Below are 15,363 nucleotides of genomic sequence, written 5' to 3'. Positions count from 1 at the left end.
GACCGACGGTGCCAGCAGGCATGACAAAACCAAGATATTCTTCATGGAAACCGCCAGCGCAGATGAAGTCACTTGACCTCCCGATCGCATGCGGCTCCTGAAGAGATTCGAACCGCGGCAACAGATTGCCGCGCAATTGGCCAATTCGATCAACTGAAGGGGCGAACACTCAAAACTAAGACGTCGCAAGGCTGGATGGCACCGGCACCGAACCACGCCCGTCAAATGACGGACGCGGCTCAGCGGGAGGCGCCGAGGGATCAGCCTATCCGACTGCCTTCGGCTGAGAAGAGGTGGATTTTCTCGGATTTGGGCGCGACGTGGATTTGCTGGTCGGCTTTTATATCCAGCCGCCGGTGCAGCACGATGGTTGCCGTCTGCGTGCCGACACGCACCGAAAGATGGGTCTCCGCACCGGTCGGCTCGACAGTCAGCACGGTGGCCGGAATGCCAGTCTCCGCAATGTCGAGGTCTTCCGGGCGGATGCCGTAGGTGCGCGCCGCGCTTTGGCTCAATTGTGGCGGAAGCGGCAGGGACACACCGCCTTCGATACGGAAGCCGCCGTCGCTGACGCCACCCTCGAAGAGGTTCATCGACGGCGAGCCGATGAAGGCGGCGACGAAGGTGTTATCCGGGCGGTCGTAGAGATCGAGCGGCTTGCCGATCTGCTCGATGCGGCCGGCGCGCATGACGACGATCTTGTCGGCCATGGTCATCGCCTCGATCTGGTCGTGGGTGACGTAAACGATGGTAGTGCCAAGGCGCTGATGCAGCTCCTTGATTTCGCTGCGCATGGTCACCCGCAGCTTGGCGTCGAGGTTGGACAGCGGCTCGTCAAAGAGGAACACTTTCGGATGGCGTACGATGGCGCGGCCCATGGCGACGCGCTGGCGCTGGCCGCCGGAAAGCTGCTTTGGCAAGCGCTCCAGCAGGGGTTCAAGTGCGAGAATGCCGGCGGCTTCTCTCACCAGCTTGTCGATGGTCGCCTTATCGCGCCCCTGCAGCTTCAGGGCAAAGCCCATATTTTCGCGCACCGTCATGTGCGGATAGAGCGCGTAGGACTGGAACACCATCGCGATATCGCGCTCCTTCGGCGCGACGTCGTTGACGACGCGGCCGTCGATGCGGATTTCACCGCCGCTGATATCCTCTAGCCCCGCCAGCATGCGCAGAAGCGTGGACTTGCCGCAGCCGGACGGCCCGACGAGCGTGACGAACTCACCGTCCTCGATATCCGCGGAAACCCCGTGGATAACGGAGGCCGCGCCGTATTGCTTCAGAACCCGGTCGATTGCTACCGATGCCATTGTCTGTCCGCCCTCACAGTTTCAATTGCCAGACGCCGGCCTCGGCGACGGCGCCGGTGAGCGTTGCCGAACGTGCGGCGGCAAAGCCCGGAATGCGTTTGGACCCCGTCCAGCGGCCGTTGTCAGCGAAGACCTCGATGGAGCCGGCATCGAGGAAGATGCGCAGGCTGGACGGTTTCGCGCCGGCGGCGACGTAACGTGGCGGCGTCACACCGGTGCGAGCGTCGAAGACAATCGCCAGACCATCGGCATCGAGTTTCACGCCTAGATCGACATCCGGATGATCGAAGGTGAGATCGAAGGCGGCGCCCGGCTCGGTGAGATCAAGTACGATCTCGACGGCGCCGGTGCCGAGCGGCACGGTCTTGCCAGCGGCAAGCGCGGTGTCATCAAGCAACTGATGGCGCAGGCTTTCGACGGCTGCGACCGGCGGGGTCAGCACGGTGTCGCCGTCGAGAAGCACGCGGCGCGGCAGGGTCATGGTCGTCGGGAAGTCGTCCTTCTTGGAAAAATCCGTCCAGTTGGCGAGCCAGGCGATGCCGACCGGCTCGTCGCCATCGACGAAAGCCTGGAAGGCATAGGCATCCGAACCGAAATCCAACTCCTGCACGAACTCCGCGGTGAAGGTGCGGCCATCAAAACCGCCGACGGTGACGGAGGTGAGGTTGCGGCGGCCGGTGGCCGGGTCGCGGCTGGTGAGCAGACCGAAGATCAGCGCCCAGCGGGTTTCTGCGTTTTTGCCGGAAAGCGGCACCATGCAGGGGCATTCCGCCGCCGTCATGCCGAAACCGTCCTCACGATGGAGGATACCGAGGAAGGTCCAGCCATCGGCGCCTTGCGCGTCTGCGGTTTCATAGAGCAGTACGACGCCGCCCTGCCTGTCGCGGCTGCCGAGCAGCATCTTCCAGCGCCCGTCCGGGCCTTTGAAGACATAGGGGTCGCGGAAATCGGTGGTGAGGTTCAAGCCTTCCGGGCGCAGCGGCATCACGATTTCCGACGGCCCGGCGACGATGCCGTCGCGGCTGACCGCGGAAAGCTGGATTTGCTCTTCCGGTTGCCGGTCACGCACATGCTCGGTGTAGAAGACGCGGATCTCCTCGCCTTCCGGGCCGGCGCCGGGGATCGCCGAGCCGGAGAAGGCACCGCCGCGGCCATCGTCCTTTTCCGATAGATGCGCCGCCGGGAAGAGGAACATGGGCAGATGCCTCCAGCGGACGAAATCCTTCGAGACGGCATGCCCCCAGTGCATAGTGTTCCAGCGCGGCTCATGAGGATAGTGCTGGTAGAAGAGGTGAGCGTTTCCGCCGAACCGTCCAAACCCGTTCGGATCGTTCATCCAGCCGAAGGGCGGGCGGAAATGGTAGCTGTCGGGCACGTCGGGGGCGGCGGTGCGGGCATCGCTGTGCAGGACGCGGATGCCCTCCTTCATCACGGTTTCCGGCCGGAAGGCGTAAGCGACTGAGAGCGCTGTGGTTGTCGCATCATAGGACAGCGTGGCACGACCGCCTTTCGCGAGCGTCACAGCGAAGAACTCAAATTCCCCCGTGCGGCGGGTCGAGGGCTCGCCGATGTCGTTGCCATCAACGGCGACGAAGAGCTTCGCCTCGCCGCCGGCATGGCGCGCCTTCAGCCAGAGATGCAGCACCGTGCCTTCGGGCAGCTCCGCTTCAATGGTTTCAGGTGCTGACGTTTCGGATTTTGCCTGCAGAGACATGATCAACCTTTCACGGCGGAGCCGACGAATGAACTGACGAACCAGCGCTGGAAAGCCAGATAGAGAATGAGGACCGGGATCATCATCAGCACCGAGGCGGCCATGGCGCGGTCCCAGTAGATGCTGTCCTGTCCGAAGAAGGTGGCGATGGCGACGGCAATCGGCCGAGCATAGTCGGTCTGAGTGACCAGCGTCGGCCACAGATACTGGTTCCAGCTTTCGATGCCCATGAGGATCGAGACCGTGGCGAGCGCCGGCAGGCTGAGCGGCATGTAGATCGACCGGTAGATGCGGAAGGCCGATGCGCCGTCCATTTCCGCCGCTTCATAGAGTTCTTTCGGCAGCTGCGCGAAGAACTGGTAGAAGAGGAAGACATAGAGCGGGCTTGCCACCCAGGGCAGGATCTGCACCGCGAAGGTATCCGTCAGCCCCGCCCGCGACATCATGACGACGAGCGGCATGATGATGCTTTCCTGCGGGATGACATAGAGCGCGACGATCAGCGCCAAGAGCGCCGCCTTGCCGCGCAGCGAGCCCCAGGCGAGAACGAAGCCCGCCATGGAATTGACGACCAGTCCCGAGACGACTGTGGCGACGAGGATCACCAGCGAATTGAAGAGATATCGGCCATAGGCCAGCTCGCCGGAGAAATGGGCGATCTCCTTGTAGTTCGACAGCGTCGGGTCGCTGACCCAGAAGGCGCGGAAGCTGCCCATGTCGGCGAGAATGCGGAAGCGGTCGTCCTTCAGGCTGGCGATCAGCAGCATGAACAGCGGCGAGATCATCACCAGCGCGATGACCAGGATGCAGAGGCTCTGCACGATGCGCAGGCTTCTCTTGCCGTTGCCCCTTGCGATTGCCAGCGGGACGGGCTGGGTCAAAGCGAGATCAGACATCGAAGCGCCTCAGGAGTTTGCGTTGCAGGAGCGCGATCAGAAGAACGATGACGAAGAGGATGACGGACACGGCCGATGCGTAGCCGAGTTTCTGCTCCTCGAAGCCGGCGCGCACCATATAGTGGACAACGGTTTCGGTGCTTTCGTTCGGGCCGCCCTGGGTGAGGATCGCCACCTGCGTATAGAGCTTGAAGGCCTGGATCGTGGTGATGACCAGCACGAAGACATGGGTCGGGCGAAGGCCGGGCATGGTGACGTGCCAGAAGCGGCGCAGCGCGCTTGCCCCGTCGATGCGGGCGGCATCGTATAGTTCTTCGGGAATGCCCTGCAGGCCGGCGAGATAGATGATCATCTGAAAGCCATAGGCCTGCCAGGCTGAAAGCAACACGATGGAGAACATCGCCCAGTTGGGGTCGCCGAGCCAGTCGATCGGCTGAATCGTGCCGCCGGAAAGGAAACCGACGATCTGGTTGAGCGGGCCGCTCGGGTACTGGAAAAGCGTGCCCCAGATGACGCAGACCACCACCATGGAGGTGATCGCCGGCAGGAAGAACAGGCCGCGCAGCAGGTTTTGCATCGGCAGCTTCTGATGCAAGAGTAGCGCGGTCAGGAAGGCGAGGCCGCACTGCAGCGGCAGCACCCAGACGGTGAAGCGCGTGACGTTCCACAGCGAGGTCCAGAACAGCGGATCGGTGAAGACGCGCTCGAAATTCAGGAGGCCGACGAAGCGTACCGGCGTCGGGCGCGGCACGAGCGGCTGGTTGGTCATCGCCGTCCAGAAGGACAAGAGGAACGGCGTGATCAGGAATATCGCCATAAGCAGAAAGGCAGGCGCGATCATCGCCATTTCCTGCCAGAGCCGCTGGTTGTCGCGGCGTTTCGCCGGACGTTGCAAAGCGGGCGTGGAGGTCTGTTGCAAAGTCATTGTTTCCTCCTCATCGGTCATCCTCCCGAGATAGTCCAGGGCCGGCCGGAGAGCCGGCCCCGTCAAAACCCCTTACTGCTGCTCGTCGAAGGGCGGGTAGCCGGCGTTGTCCTCGATATCCTCGTCGATCTTCTTGGCGGCGGCCGTCAGCGCTTCCTGCGCGTCACCACCGTTGAAGATCTTGTCGACGGCCTGCATGAAGGCCGAGGTGATCGTCGGATAGGCCGGGTGCGGCGGACGGGCGATCGCGGTCTTGGAAGCCTGCTCAAAGGCGACGGCGAGCGGACCGCCTTCCGCATAGAGCGGGGATTCGGCGGCGAAGCTCTTCAGGCCCGGATAGGCGGACTGGGTCTTGGCGTACTCTCTGTATTCCTTGTCCTTCAGCAGGAAGCTCAGGAACTTGCCGGCGATCTCAGGGTTTTCCGAGGTCGCGGAAATGCCCCAGATCCAGGTTCCGTTCGGGCTCACGCCCTTGTCGCCGATCTTCGGCAGCGGCATGACGACGATATTGTCCTTCATCGCTGCCGATGCCTCCGCGTAGAACCAGTGGCCGCCCATGGCGAGCGCGGCCGGCTGTCCTTCGGCGTAGAACTGGTTGGTGCCCGACGAAGTCGGTACGACCCAGCCCTTCTTCACCCAGTCCTGCATCATCGTCAGCGCCTTGACGCAGGCCTCGCCATCGAGCGTGCCGCTGGCCTTCCAAGTCTTGCGGTCGATCAGGTCGCAGCCGGCGCTTTCGAGCAGGGGGCCGTAGGCATAGGTGATCCACTCGGTCTTGATGCCGTAACCTCGGAAGGTGTCGATCGGCCACTTCACGCCTTCGAGCTTGGAAAGCTTTTCGAGATAACCTTCGAATTCCTCGCGGGTCCAGGCATCATCGACCGATTTCGGAATGCGGGCGCCAATGGCTTCAAGATATTTCTTATTGCCGTAGAGCACGACCGAGGAGTCGGTGAGGCCGATCGCATAGAGGTCCTTGTCGATCGGATAGGTGCCCTGGGCGATATTCGAATCCGTCATGTCATCGAGCAGGTCCTTGTCAATGAGCGGCTTGACGGGCTGTAGATAGCCGGACCAGACATAATTGGCGAGGAACGGAGCATCGAATTCCATGATATCGGGCAGCTGCTTGGCCATGACGGCGGCGCTGAACTTTTCGTTATAGGCATCGTGCGGCGCGTAGATCATCTCGATGTCGACATCGGGATTGGCGGCCTCGAAGCGGGTGGCAACGTCGCCATAGGCCTTCACCCAGCCGGGATCGCCCTGGTGCATGACGTGGATGACGGTCTTCGCCTCGGCGAAACCGGCGGTCGCGACCAGGGCAGCGGACGCTAGGAGTGCGGGAAGTAAACGATTACCCATTAAAATCCTCATTTCGTATTCTCCTCCTGTTTGGCACTATTCGATGTTCAGACGGATGCCCGTTCGACCAGATGGAACGGCAGTTTATGCAGATGCGGCGGTTCGGGCTGCTCGGCCAGGAGGATCTCCATGGCAAGGCGGCCCATGGCGCGGTGCGGCAGGGCCATCGTCGTCAATGGCGGGTCCAGCCGCGAGGCCAGCTCGACCTGGTTGTCGAAGCTTGCCACCGCGATATCATCCGGAATGCGAAGGCCGGCACGGGCAAGCGCCGCATAGACTTCCATCGCCACGCGGTCATTGCCGCACAAGATGGCGTCAGGCCGTTGACCGGATTTCAGAAGCGCCTCCACATGAGAGGCAACAAGGCTTGGCGCGCGGTCGCTATAGACGCTGCGGCGCACCGCCGGCAGAACGCCGATGGGGTCGATGCCCCCCTCCTCAAGCGCCGCACGAAACCCCGTCTCGCGTAGCGTGCCGGCGAGAATGCCCGGCAGGTTGATGAAGGCGATGCGGCGGCGGCCGGCGACGAGGAGATAACGCACGATCTCCCGCGCGCCGCCCTCTTCGTCCGGCACCAGCGCGGTGACGCGGCCGGCAGCCTCGCGGCAGTTGATCATGACGCCGACGGCGCCCGCCAACCTGTCCGGCAGGGCGACATCCTTGTGGTACATGGCGGCATAAGCAACGGCGCGCGGCCGGAACTGCTGCACCTCGTCGAGCACCGAGCCGATAGACTGGCCGCTGCGGTGGTTGACCGCAAAGACCGCCATGCCGGCGCTGCGGGCCGCCCCGTCGAGGCCACGCACGATCTCGGTGGCGAAGGGCGAAGTGATGAGGCCGTCGGAGACGACTCCGACCAGCGGCAGCCAGCCCTGACGCACGCCACGCGCCGCAAGGTTGGTCACGTAGCCGAGTTCTTCCGCAATGGCTTTGACCTTCTGGCGCGTATCGTCCGACATGCGGGCGGAGCCGCCGTGCAATGCGCCGGAAACCGTCTTTACCGAGACGCCCGCACGTTCCGCGATGTCAGAAAGAGATGCTGCCACGATCCTCACCATCCTCCTTGGGTGATCGATTACCCAATAGTCGTGGCGGACGCGTTTTGTCAAGCGGCTTTTTACGCGCACTGCTCAGCGTTCCGAACACCTATCTGTCAATCGGCGCACAAACTGCCCCCTATCGGCGCGCAATCTTTACCCCCTGTAGACGATCAGCGCTTGGCCTGCCCGGCGCTGGTCGGGGTTGCCTCTGCTGCCGAAATGACCGCCGATCCGAGCGGAGTTACAAGTGACGTTTGGCCGGTACGACGCGCCGTCCGGTAAATGATGGCTCTAGTGGAGCGTGCCGCTGATCACCATTTTTGACACGAATGCGGAAAGAAGCTGGCTATCGAAATGGCCCGGCGAATTCATCATCATGTTGATCGCCTCCGCTTGCGAGAAGGCGCGCTTATACGGCCTGATTGTGGTCAGCGCTTCGTAAACGTCACAAATCGCCGCAAGCCGGGCGACGTAAGGGATCTTCTTTCCGGCGAGCCGGCCAGGATAGCCCGAGCCATCGAACTTTTCATGGTGGTACCGACAAATGTCGAGCACCGGCTTCGGGACATGCGCGACATGGGAAACCAGCTCATATCCCCGCTGAGGATGCCCGCGGACAAGATCCATTTCCTCGGCCGTCAGTTTACCGGGTTTCGTCAAAATTTCGTCCGGGAGCGCCATTTTTCCAAGATCGTGAACCAGTCCGCCGAGTCCCAATACCCGCACATCCTCTTCTCCATGACCGAGGCTGCGCCCTAGGGTGATCATCAACGCGCTTACCGCCAGCGAGTGGAGGAACGTCAGCTCATCTTTTTCCTTCAGCTTTGCGACTGCGATCAGCGCGCCGGCGTTGTCGAAGGCTGCCGACATGATCCGCTCCACAGCTGCGCTTGCCGCATCACTGGCGAAAGAAGCTTTGATCCTGGCGTGGGCAAGCATTTGGCGGATCTGCGGTCTTGTATCCTCGACGCATTCCCTCGCCTGCTTGATATCCTTCGCCGAAAACACGGCACGAAGCTGGGTGTCAAACGCAGCCCGGTCGATGTCCTGTGCCCCGCCCGGATCGACATCCGCGCCTTTTCCGACGTCGATAACAACAGTCATCAGGCGGTTTGCCATCAAACTCTCGACCTGACCGGCGGCCGAGATCAGGAACGGCTTGAACCGGCGTGTCCTGTCTTCTCCCTCAATCTCGACGTCCTCGACATACATTCCTACCCGCAATTGGCTGACATGTATCCGTTTTCGCATCTCTGATCCGTTCAAAATAATCTTGGTACTCAAGCGTTGTCTCAGGTATCCGGGGCTGGCCCGAGCGCGAAAACCTCGCTCAGGCTATAGGGCTCCGGCACGGGTCTTGTCTTGGTTGAGCCGTTGTCCATGCTGCTCTAAAATGGCCGCGGCAACCGTTCGATCGACTGCTTTCGAAAACAGATAGCCCTGTCCGAGCTTGCAGCCGAGCTGGCTCAATTGAACAGCTTGGGGTTCTGTTTCAATCCCTTCTGCGACGACCCGGATCCCCAGCTTGTCAGCTATTCCGATCAGGCCCTCAACGATGAAGGTCCCAGCGTCGCCCGGCACCATGCGGTCGATGAAGGACTTGTCGATCTTGATGATGTCGACCGGCACCGTCAGCAGATGGGTCAAAGACGCGTAGCCCGTGCCGAAGTCGTCGAGGGCAACCCGCAAGCCCTTGGACCGAAGAGCCTTTATCTCGTCCGCTACGACATAGTCCCGTTGTCCGAGATAAACCGATTCCGTCACTTCGAGGATGATGTGCTTGAGAGGAACCTCCGCGTCCCCGAAAATTCGGCACAGCCTGTCTTGCAGATTGCCGCCACGAAAATCTGCGGCGGACAGGTTGATGCCGACATGTTGGAGAGGAAGGCCTCGGGCGAGCCAGCTGCGGATGTCTTTCGCAACCCTCAGCAACATCCGTTGGGTCAGCTCAGCAGCAATATGCGCGTCTTTCGTCGCCTCATGGAAATGCGCTGCTGCTATGATTTGGCCGGAAGGCGTGGTCATTCGACACAAGGCTTCGAAACCAACAATTTCCCGCGTATCCAGGCGCAAGATCGGTTGGTAATGCGCGTCGATCCGATCGTCTTTTAGGGCGATGCCCACGTCCCGAACCGCCCTGAAGCGTCTGGTGAGGGCGGTGCCCAGGCCGGGATAGTGTTGCACGTACCGGCCACGGTTGTGTTCTTTCGCATGGTAGAGCGCCACATCGGCGTTCTGGCGGGTCTGATCGGGGTTTGTTTCGGTCTCTGCCAACGCGCCGCCAATCGTCGCGGCGGGAAAGACGACATGGCCGTCGCACGTTGAAGGAGAGGACAGTGCTTCGAGGATGGCGGATGCCCTCGCATTCAGATCAAGGTCTTTGTCGTCCGATACAATGACAGCAAACTCATCTCCACCAAGCCTGAACGTGTTTTTGGCGCCTGCTGTCGCGGAGATCCGGTCTGCAACCACTTGAATCAATGCGTCGCCGGCTGCGTGCCCGAACGTGTCGTTCACCAGTTTCAAGTTGTCGATGTCCACCAGCAAGATGCCCCAGGCGCGCCGGGATCGAGGCAGATCTTCGGCGAGAAGCTGGTTGAAACGAGCACGATTCGACAGTCCCGTCATAGCGTCGCTGTATGTCAGTCGCTGACGTTCCATCACCCGTTCTTCGCGATCGATGGCGATTGTGCAAAGATGGACACAAGCCTCGACGAGGTCCCGTTCGACGGCCTTCGGAGCGCCGTGTTCTCGATAATAGAAGGCGAAGGTGCCGATCACCCGCTCGCCGCTCTTGATCGGGCTGGACCAGCAAGCCCGCAACCCTAGCGGAAGAACCAGAGACTTGAAGTCCTGCCAACGAGGATCGGTCTCGATATCGGTGACAACGACCGCTTCTCCAAAATAGGCAGCAGCGCCACAGGAGCCCGCAAGAGGACCGGCTTCAAGATTGTCGACAGCCGCTGAATAGTCAGGCGGAAGAGAGGGTCCAGCAAGCGTGTGAAGACGGCTCCCGTCGAACGTCAGCACCGAAGCAATGACCCCGGGAACGACGGCCTCAACCCGGAGGCAAAGTTGCTCGATCGTTGCTGCCAGAGGTTCCCCTTTGGCAATCATTTCCAGAATGGCATTCTGCAACTCAAGGATCATGACGTCACTTCCCGGAAGGAGACCCTCCGTACCAAACCGACTTTCAAATCAGGTTACGCCGTTGATTAGATTTTGATCGAATAGACGCACTCGCGAGCCATCAACGGCCGAGCCCCCAAGCGGGGTAGAAGGTCCAGACCCGAGGCCGGGTCGATCGGCTCACGCAGACCTTGAATAATCGATCGTGGGACTCATCTCCTTTTGCTCGTGGAACAGACGTTTCGGGCTGTGAACGGGTGTGATGCCCGGATTGGCGCATGCCCGGCGCATAATCCCCTCTGGTTGGCGGGCTTGGTGCCTTGTTCCGCGATGCCATGCCGTTTGAGGCAGACGTCCTCGACCGTCGGCTTGCTTCATTCAGATGTCACGGAGAGCAGAACATGACGAAAGTTCCAACTATTGCTCGTATCTGGCGCGGTCGCACGAAGCCGGAATTTGCTGATGAATACGAAGCTTACAATCGCGCTGAGGGAGTTCCACCACTGCTAAAGACGGCACTCGGCGCCCAATTGTTGCGCGAAGATCGAAAGGATGAAACATGGTTCACGACGATCTCCTACTGGGCCGACATACAATCGATGACGGCGTTTACGAAAGGTGATCCGGAGCAGGTTCATCATCTGGCGCGAGATGCAGAACTACTTTGCGAACTTCCCGAGCGTATCCAGATACATAAGATAGTGGTCCCGCCTAGGCTGCGCTGAGAACCCCCGCCCTTTCGCATATCTCTGTGACGTCTCCGCTCCGTCTTGAAAGATCAATGCGCGCGACATCGGCACAAATCCAAAACGTTTTGGCTTGACTCCCAAAACGTTTTGGAGAATCTTTTTCTCACCTCGGGAGGAAGATCTTGGCCAATCTCAAACAGCTCGCGCAATCGCTGGGACTGTCGATCACCACGGTGTCGCGTGCGCTCGACGGTTATGCCGATGTGTCGGCCGCCACGCGCGAGCGGGTTCGCGAGGCCGCCGACAAGGTTGGCTACCGGCCGAATGCTTCGGCCCGCCGCCTCCGCAGGCAACGCGCCGAGCTCGTTGCCGTCACGCTGCCGAGCGATCCCGGCCATATCGGCCCTCCGCATTTCCTCGATATGTTGTCCGGCTGTGCCGAACATCTTGCTGCTGCCGGCCTCAATCTGGTGATTGCGCCCGTGCCGCGCGGCGAGAGCGAACTCGACATCTGCCGTCGCTTCGTCGATGGCCGCCGCGTCGACGCCATGCTTCTCGTCCGCACCAAGCGGAAGGACGAGCGCGTCGAATTCCTGCAGTCGCGCGGCATTCCCTTCGTTACCAACGGCCGCAGCGAAAGCCTGCTGCCGCATCCCTTTATCGACGGTGACGGCTTTGCCGGCTTCCGGGCCGCGACGCTACGCTTCCATGGCGCCGGCCACCGTCGTATCGGCCATATCGCCGGCCCGCAGGAATATTACTTCGCACATGACCGTTGCCGTGGCTGGCGGGCGGCAATGGAGGAATGCGGCCTGGCCACTGATCTCTGCGCCGAAGGTGCGCCGTTGGAACAGGGCGGTTATCTCGCAGCACTCGAACTTCTGCGCCAACCCTCGCGTCCGACCGCACTCGTCTGCGCCACCGACGAAATGGCGATCGGGGCGCTCAGGGCGTTGCGCGAGGTCGATGGCGGCAACCAGATCAGCATCGTCGGCCATGACGACCTGCCGATGGGCGCCTTCACCAGCCCGCCGCTCTCGACCATGCGCATGACCGGCGAACACCTCGGCGCGAGCTTCGCCTCGCTGCTGCTGCGCGCCATTGCCGGCGAACCCGCCGAAGAACTCCAGGAGCTTCACGCGATCGAATTCGTCGATCGCGACAGCCACCGCCGTCCGCTTCGAGCGGCATAGACAGCAGTGCATCTCAAACAAAGAACAATGAAGGAGGAGAAGATGAAACATATCATGTCATTTGGAATTCTGGCTTCCACCGTGCTGGCCTTCGCCTCGCCGGTGCTTGCCCAGACGGTTTTCGTGTCCACCCAGCTTCGTCCGATCGAGGAGGCGACCGTCGTTCGCGAGGAACTTCTGAAGGACGTCGGCTCGGTTGATTACGTGGTCGAGGAGCCGCCGCAGTTTGCGGTGCGCATGGAGGCCGAACGCCAGGCCGGCAAGCACACCGTCAGCCTCGTGGGTGCGCTGCATGGGGAGCTCTCGCCGCTCGCCGACAAGGACACGCTCGAGCCGCTCGACGATCTTGCCAAGAAGCTGGCAGCGAGCGGCATGCCGCAGTCGCTGCTCGACCTCGGCAAGCTCGGCAAGTCGACCCAGCAGTACATTCCGTGGATGCAGGCGACCTATGTCATGGCCGCCAAGAAGGAAGCCCTGCAATACCTGCCTGATGGCGCCGACGTGAACGCGCTGAACTACGATCAGCTGATCGAGTGGGGCAAGAACATGCAGGAGGCGACGGGCCAGCCGCAGATCGGTTTCCCGGCCGGCCCGAAGGGGCTGATGGCGCGTTACTTCCAGGGCTATTTCTATCCGTCGTTTACGGGAGGTGTCGTGCGCACCTTCCAGAGTGCGGATGCGGCCGCCGGCTGGGAGAAGCTGAAGGCGCTATGGGCCTATGTGACACCGAACTCGACCAGCTACGACTTCATGCAGGAGCCGCTGGCAGCCGGCGAAGTCATGGTCGCCTGGGACCATATCGCTCGCCTGAAGAATGCCATTTCTGCAGCACCTGACGATTATGTCGTCTTCCCGGCGCCTGCGGGTCCGAAGGGCCGCGGCTACATGCCGGTCGTTGCCGGTCTCGCCATTCCGAAGGGGGCGCCTGACAAGGCCGGCGCCGAAAAGGTCATCGAGCACCTGTCCATGCCGGAGACGCAGCTCCTCACTGCCTCCAAGGTCGGCTTCTTTCCGACGCTGAACATCAAGCTGCCGCCGGATCTCGACGCCGGCGTCGCCCTTCTCGCCGGTGCGGTCACGGCCACCCAGGCTTCCAAGGACGCGGTCATCTCGCTGCTCCCAGTCGGTCTCGGCGACAAGGGCGGCGAGTTCAACAAGGTCTACATGGACAGTTTCCAGCGCATCGTGCTGCAGAACGAGCCCGTTGCCGACGTGCTGAAAGCCCAGGGCGCCACGATGGCCAAGCTGATGGCCGACACCAAGGCTGCCTGCTGGGCACCCGATGCCAAGAGCGACGGCCCCTGCCCGGTCGAATAAATCCGCTTAGCAAGCGTCCGGGCGAAATGCCCGGGCGCTCCTTCACCACTCTGCTCGTCAAGGCGGGAGCCGATGACCAATAGCCGACCCTGGATCCCCTATCTGCTAATCCTGCCATCCGTCGCCTTCCTGGCGCTGTTGTTCGTCGTGCCGCTGGTGCAGACGATCTGGCTGGCGGTTTCGGACAATGGCGCGCCGTCGCTCGCGAATGCCGAGCGCATGCTAACCGACATCAATTTCACCCGCTCGGTGAAGAACACCTTCCTGCTGACGATCGCGGTCGTGCCGGTGCAGATCGCCATTGCGCTTGCCATGGGCACGATGGTCGCCAAGGTCGGCCGCGGGCGGGAGACGATCCTGTGGATCTGGACTATCCCGCTCGGCATTTCCGACCTCGCCGCCGGTCTCGTCTGGCTGTCGATCCTGCAGAATACCGGCTATCTGAATTCGCTGCTCTTCGGCCTCGGCATCATCGGCAGGCAGGCAAGCTGGCTTTCCTACCAGACACCGGTCGCGCTCTTCATCGCGATTGCGGTGGCCGAAATCTGGCGCGGCACGGCCATCGTCATGGTGATCATCGTCGCCGGTCTCAACCAGGTGCCGAAGGAATTCAAGGAAGCCGCCGAAATCTTCGGCGCAGGCCCGTGGACGCGCTTCTGGCGCATCACCCTGCCGCTGATCCGTCCGGCCCTGCAATCGGCGCTGATCCTACGCACCGTGCTCGCCTTCGAGGTCTTCGCGGTGGTCTATGCGCTCGGCGGACGCAATTTCCCGGTCCTCGTCGGCGAGGCCTACAACTGGCAGAATCAGAACCAGAACTACAGCGTTGCTGCCGCCTATGCGGTGCTGATCATGATCATCTCGCTTGCCGCCACGCTCATCTATCTGAAGGCCTTGAAAGTCGATCCGGAGCGCCTGCCATGACCACGGACACCATCAGTACGGCCAAAGACACACCCAAAGCCGCCGGCTTCATCTCTTCACGCCGCTGGCTGCTCTGGAGCGGCATTGCCGCACTCTGTGCCTGGGTGCTGGTGCCGATCTATCTGGTCGCACTCGGGGCGCTCGGCGGCCGCCAGGGCGTCTATATCTGGCCGAAGACCGGTCTTCCCACGGGCATATCGCTCGAGCCCTTCATTCTCTTTCTGAAAACCGAAGGCGTCGTCCAGTCCTTCCTCAATTCGCTGGGCGCAGCCGGCATCACGGTGGCGCTTTCGATCCTGCTGGGCGCGCCGGCAGGTTACGCGCTCGCCCGCTACGATTTCCGCGGCAAGGACAGCTACCGCCTGCTGGTGTTGCTGACCCGCGCCTTTCCGCTGGCAATCCTGGCGCTGCCGCTGACGGTCTCCTTCATCCGGCTCGGCCTCTACGATACGATCGTCGGCGTCGGCCTCATCCATACGGTCCTGGCGCTGCCCTTCGCGGCACTCGTCACGCAAGGGATTTTCCTCGGCGTGCCGAAGGAGTTGGAGGAAGCTGCCTGGGTGTTCGGCTGCACCCGCATCCAGGCCTTCTTCAAGGTGGTGGCACCCTTGGCGCTTCCCGGCATCGTCGCAACCGCGGTCTTTGCCTTCGTCATCTCGTGGAACGAGGTCTTTGCCGCCTCGGTGCTGACGGTGCGCAACCGCACGCTGACCGCCTACCTGCTGACCGTGCTTTCGGAAAGCCCGATGCACTACCGTTTTGCCGGGGGCCTGATGCTCATCCTTCCCTCGGTTGTCTTCATTTTCGCGGTCAGGCGCTACCTCTTCGCGATCTGGGGCATTTCCTCCAAATAACGGGACCAGA

At 61.8% G+C, this 15,363-nt stretch carries 13 protein-coding genes; 5 read left to right on the top strand and 8 right to left on the bottom strand.

The window, feature by feature from the left end:
• Window positions 1-260: 260 nt before the first annotated feature.
• The 8 genes from ugpC to G9X67_RS02050 all read right to left on the bottom strand — a co-directional run bounded on the left by ugpC (window position 261) and on the right by G9X67_RS02050 (window position 10,397).
• Entirely contained in the window at window positions 261-1,307 is a 1,047-nt protein-coding gene (ugpC, locus tag G9X67_RS02085; RefSeq protein ID WP_171597912.1) for a sn-glycerol-3-phosphate ABC transporter ATP-binding protein UgpC, read from the bottom strand.
• 13 nt (window positions 1,308-1,320) lie between these two features.
• Window positions 1,321-3,021 (bottom strand): glycoside hydrolase family 32 protein, encoded by a 1,701-nt coding sequence (locus G9X67_RS02080; RefSeq protein ID WP_171597911.1) that lies wholly within the window; start codon window positions 3,019-3,021, stop codon window positions 1,321-1,323.
• 2 nt (window positions 3,022-3,023) lie between these two features.
• On the bottom strand, window positions 3,024-3,917 hold the full coding sequence (locus G9X67_RS02075; RefSeq protein WP_138333065.1) for a carbohydrate ABC transporter permease: 894 nt from the start codon (window positions 3,915-3,917) through the stop codon (window positions 3,024-3,026).
• Window positions 3,910-4,842: a sugar ABC transporter permease gene (locus G9X67_RS02070; RefSeq protein WP_171597910.1), complete on the bottom strand. Its 933-nt coding sequence runs from the start codon at window positions 4,840-4,842 to the stop codon at window positions 3,910-3,912. Before G9X67_RS02070 ends, G9X67_RS02075 begins: the two co-directional genes overlap by 8 nt.
• A gap of 72 nt (window positions 4,843-4,914) precedes the next feature.
• Window positions 4,915-6,207 carry a sugar ABC transporter substrate-binding protein gene (locus G9X67_RS02065; protein WP_171597909.1) on the bottom strand — a complete coding sequence of 431 codons (1,293 nt, stop codon included), beginning with the start codon at window positions 6,205-6,207 and terminating at the stop codon, window positions 4,915-4,917.
• Between the two features lie 47 nt (window positions 6,208-6,254).
• Window positions 6,255-7,265 (bottom strand): LacI family DNA-binding transcriptional regulator, encoded by a 1,011-nt coding sequence (locus G9X67_RS02060; RefSeq protein ID WP_138388968.1) that lies wholly within the window; start codon window positions 7,263-7,265, stop codon window positions 6,255-6,257.
• Between the two features lie 273 nt (window positions 7,266-7,538).
• A complete protein-coding gene (locus tag G9X67_RS02055; RefSeq protein ID WP_171597976.1) occupies window positions 7,539-8,498 on the bottom strand; it encodes an HD-GYP domain-containing protein in 960 nt (319 codons plus the stop codon).
• Between the two features lie 84 nt (window positions 8,499-8,582).
• A complete protein-coding gene (locus G9X67_RS02050; RefSeq protein ID WP_171597908.1) occupies window positions 8,583-10,397 on the bottom strand; it encodes an EAL domain-containing protein in 1,815 nt (604 codons plus the stop codon).
• 380 nt (window positions 10,398-10,777) lie between these two features.
• Between G9X67_RS02050 and G9X67_RS02045 the strand changes: the two genes are divergently transcribed.
• The 5 genes from G9X67_RS02045 (at window position 10,778) to G9X67_RS02025 (ending at window position 15,353) form a co-directional block, all read left to right on the top strand.
• Window positions 10,778-11,101 carry a hypothetical protein gene (locus G9X67_RS02045; protein ID WP_171597907.1) on the top strand — a complete coding sequence of 108 codons (324 nt, stop codon included), beginning with the start codon at window positions 10,778-10,780 and terminating at the stop codon, window positions 11,099-11,101.
• Between the two features lie 146 nt (window positions 11,102-11,247).
• A complete protein-coding gene (locus tag G9X67_RS02040) occupies window positions 11,248-12,258 on the top strand; it encodes a LacI family DNA-binding transcriptional regulator (RefSeq protein WP_171597906.1) in 1,011 nt (336 codons plus the stop codon).
• 42 nt (window positions 12,259-12,300) lie between these two features.
• Window positions 12,301-13,575: an extracellular solute-binding protein gene (locus G9X67_RS02035; RefSeq protein ID WP_171597905.1), complete on the top strand. Its 1,275-nt coding sequence runs from the start codon at window positions 12,301-12,303 to the stop codon at window positions 13,573-13,575.
• Window positions 13,576-13,647: 72 nt separating this feature from the next.
• Window positions 13,648-14,499, top strand: a complete 852-nt coding sequence (locus G9X67_RS02030) for a sugar ABC transporter permease (RefSeq protein ID WP_171597904.1) — start codon at window positions 13,648-13,650, stop codon at window positions 14,497-14,499.
• Entirely contained in the window at window positions 14,496-15,353 is an 858-nt protein-coding gene (locus G9X67_RS02025; protein WP_171597903.1) for a carbohydrate ABC transporter permease, read from the top strand. Before G9X67_RS02030 ends, G9X67_RS02025 begins: the two co-directional genes overlap by 4 nt.
• Window positions 15,354-15,363 lie beyond the last annotated feature (10 nt).

It is taken from the genome of Rhizobium sp. WYCCWR 11152, assembly GCF_013087615.1.
GTDB lineage: Bacteria > Pseudomonadota > Alphaproteobacteria > Rhizobiales > Rhizobiaceae > Rhizobium > Rhizobium indicum.
The sequence above is the reverse complement of the archived record's forward strand: the minus strand, read 5'-3'. Positions and strand labels throughout refer to the sequence as shown.

Excerpts from the sequence above, each read along its gene's own strand:
- ugpC (WP_171597912.1), bottom strand. The coding sequence starts at position 1,307 with ATGGCATCGGTAGCAATCGACCGGGTTCTGAAGCAATACGGCGCGGCC.
- G9X67_RS02080 (WP_171597911.1), bottom strand. The coding sequence starts at position 3,021 with ATGTCTCTGCAGGCAAAATCCGAAACGTCAGCACCTGAAACCATTGAA.
- G9X67_RS02075 (WP_138333065.1), bottom strand. The coding sequence starts at position 3,917 with ATGTCTGATCTCGCTTTGACCCAGCCCGTCCCGCTGGCAATCGCAAGG.
- G9X67_RS02070 (WP_171597910.1), bottom strand. The coding sequence starts at position 4,842 with ATGACTTTGCAACAGACCTCCACGCCCGCTTTGCAACGTCCGGCGAAA.
- G9X67_RS02065 (WP_171597909.1), bottom strand. The coding sequence starts at position 6,207 with ATGGGTAATCGTTTACTTCCCGCACTCCTAGCGTCCGCTGCCCTGGTC.
- G9X67_RS02060 (WP_138388968.1), bottom strand. The coding sequence starts at position 7,265 with ATGGTGAGGATCGTGGCAGCATCTCTTTCTGACATCGCGGAACGTGCG.
- G9X67_RS02055 (WP_171597976.1), bottom strand. The coding sequence starts at position 8,498 with ATGCGAAAACGGATACATGTCAGCCAATTGCGGGTAGGAATGTATGTC.
- G9X67_RS02050 (WP_171597908.1), bottom strand. The coding sequence starts at position 10,397 with ATGATCCTTGAGTTGCAGAATGCCATTCTGGAAATGATTGCCAAAGGG.
- G9X67_RS02045 (WP_171597907.1), top strand. The coding sequence starts at position 10,778 with ATGACGAAAGTTCCAACTATTGCTCGTATCTGGCGCGGTCGCACGAAG.
- G9X67_RS02035 (WP_171597905.1), top strand. The coding sequence starts at position 12,301 with ATGAAACATATCATGTCATTTGGAATTCTGGCTTCCACCGTGCTGGCC.
- G9X67_RS02030 (WP_171597904.1), top strand. The coding sequence starts at position 13,648 with ATGACCAATAGCCGACCCTGGATCCCCTATCTGCTAATCCTGCCATCC.
- G9X67_RS02025 (WP_171597903.1), top strand. The coding sequence starts at position 14,496 with ATGACCACGGACACCATCAGTACGGCCAAAGACACACCCAAAGCCGCC.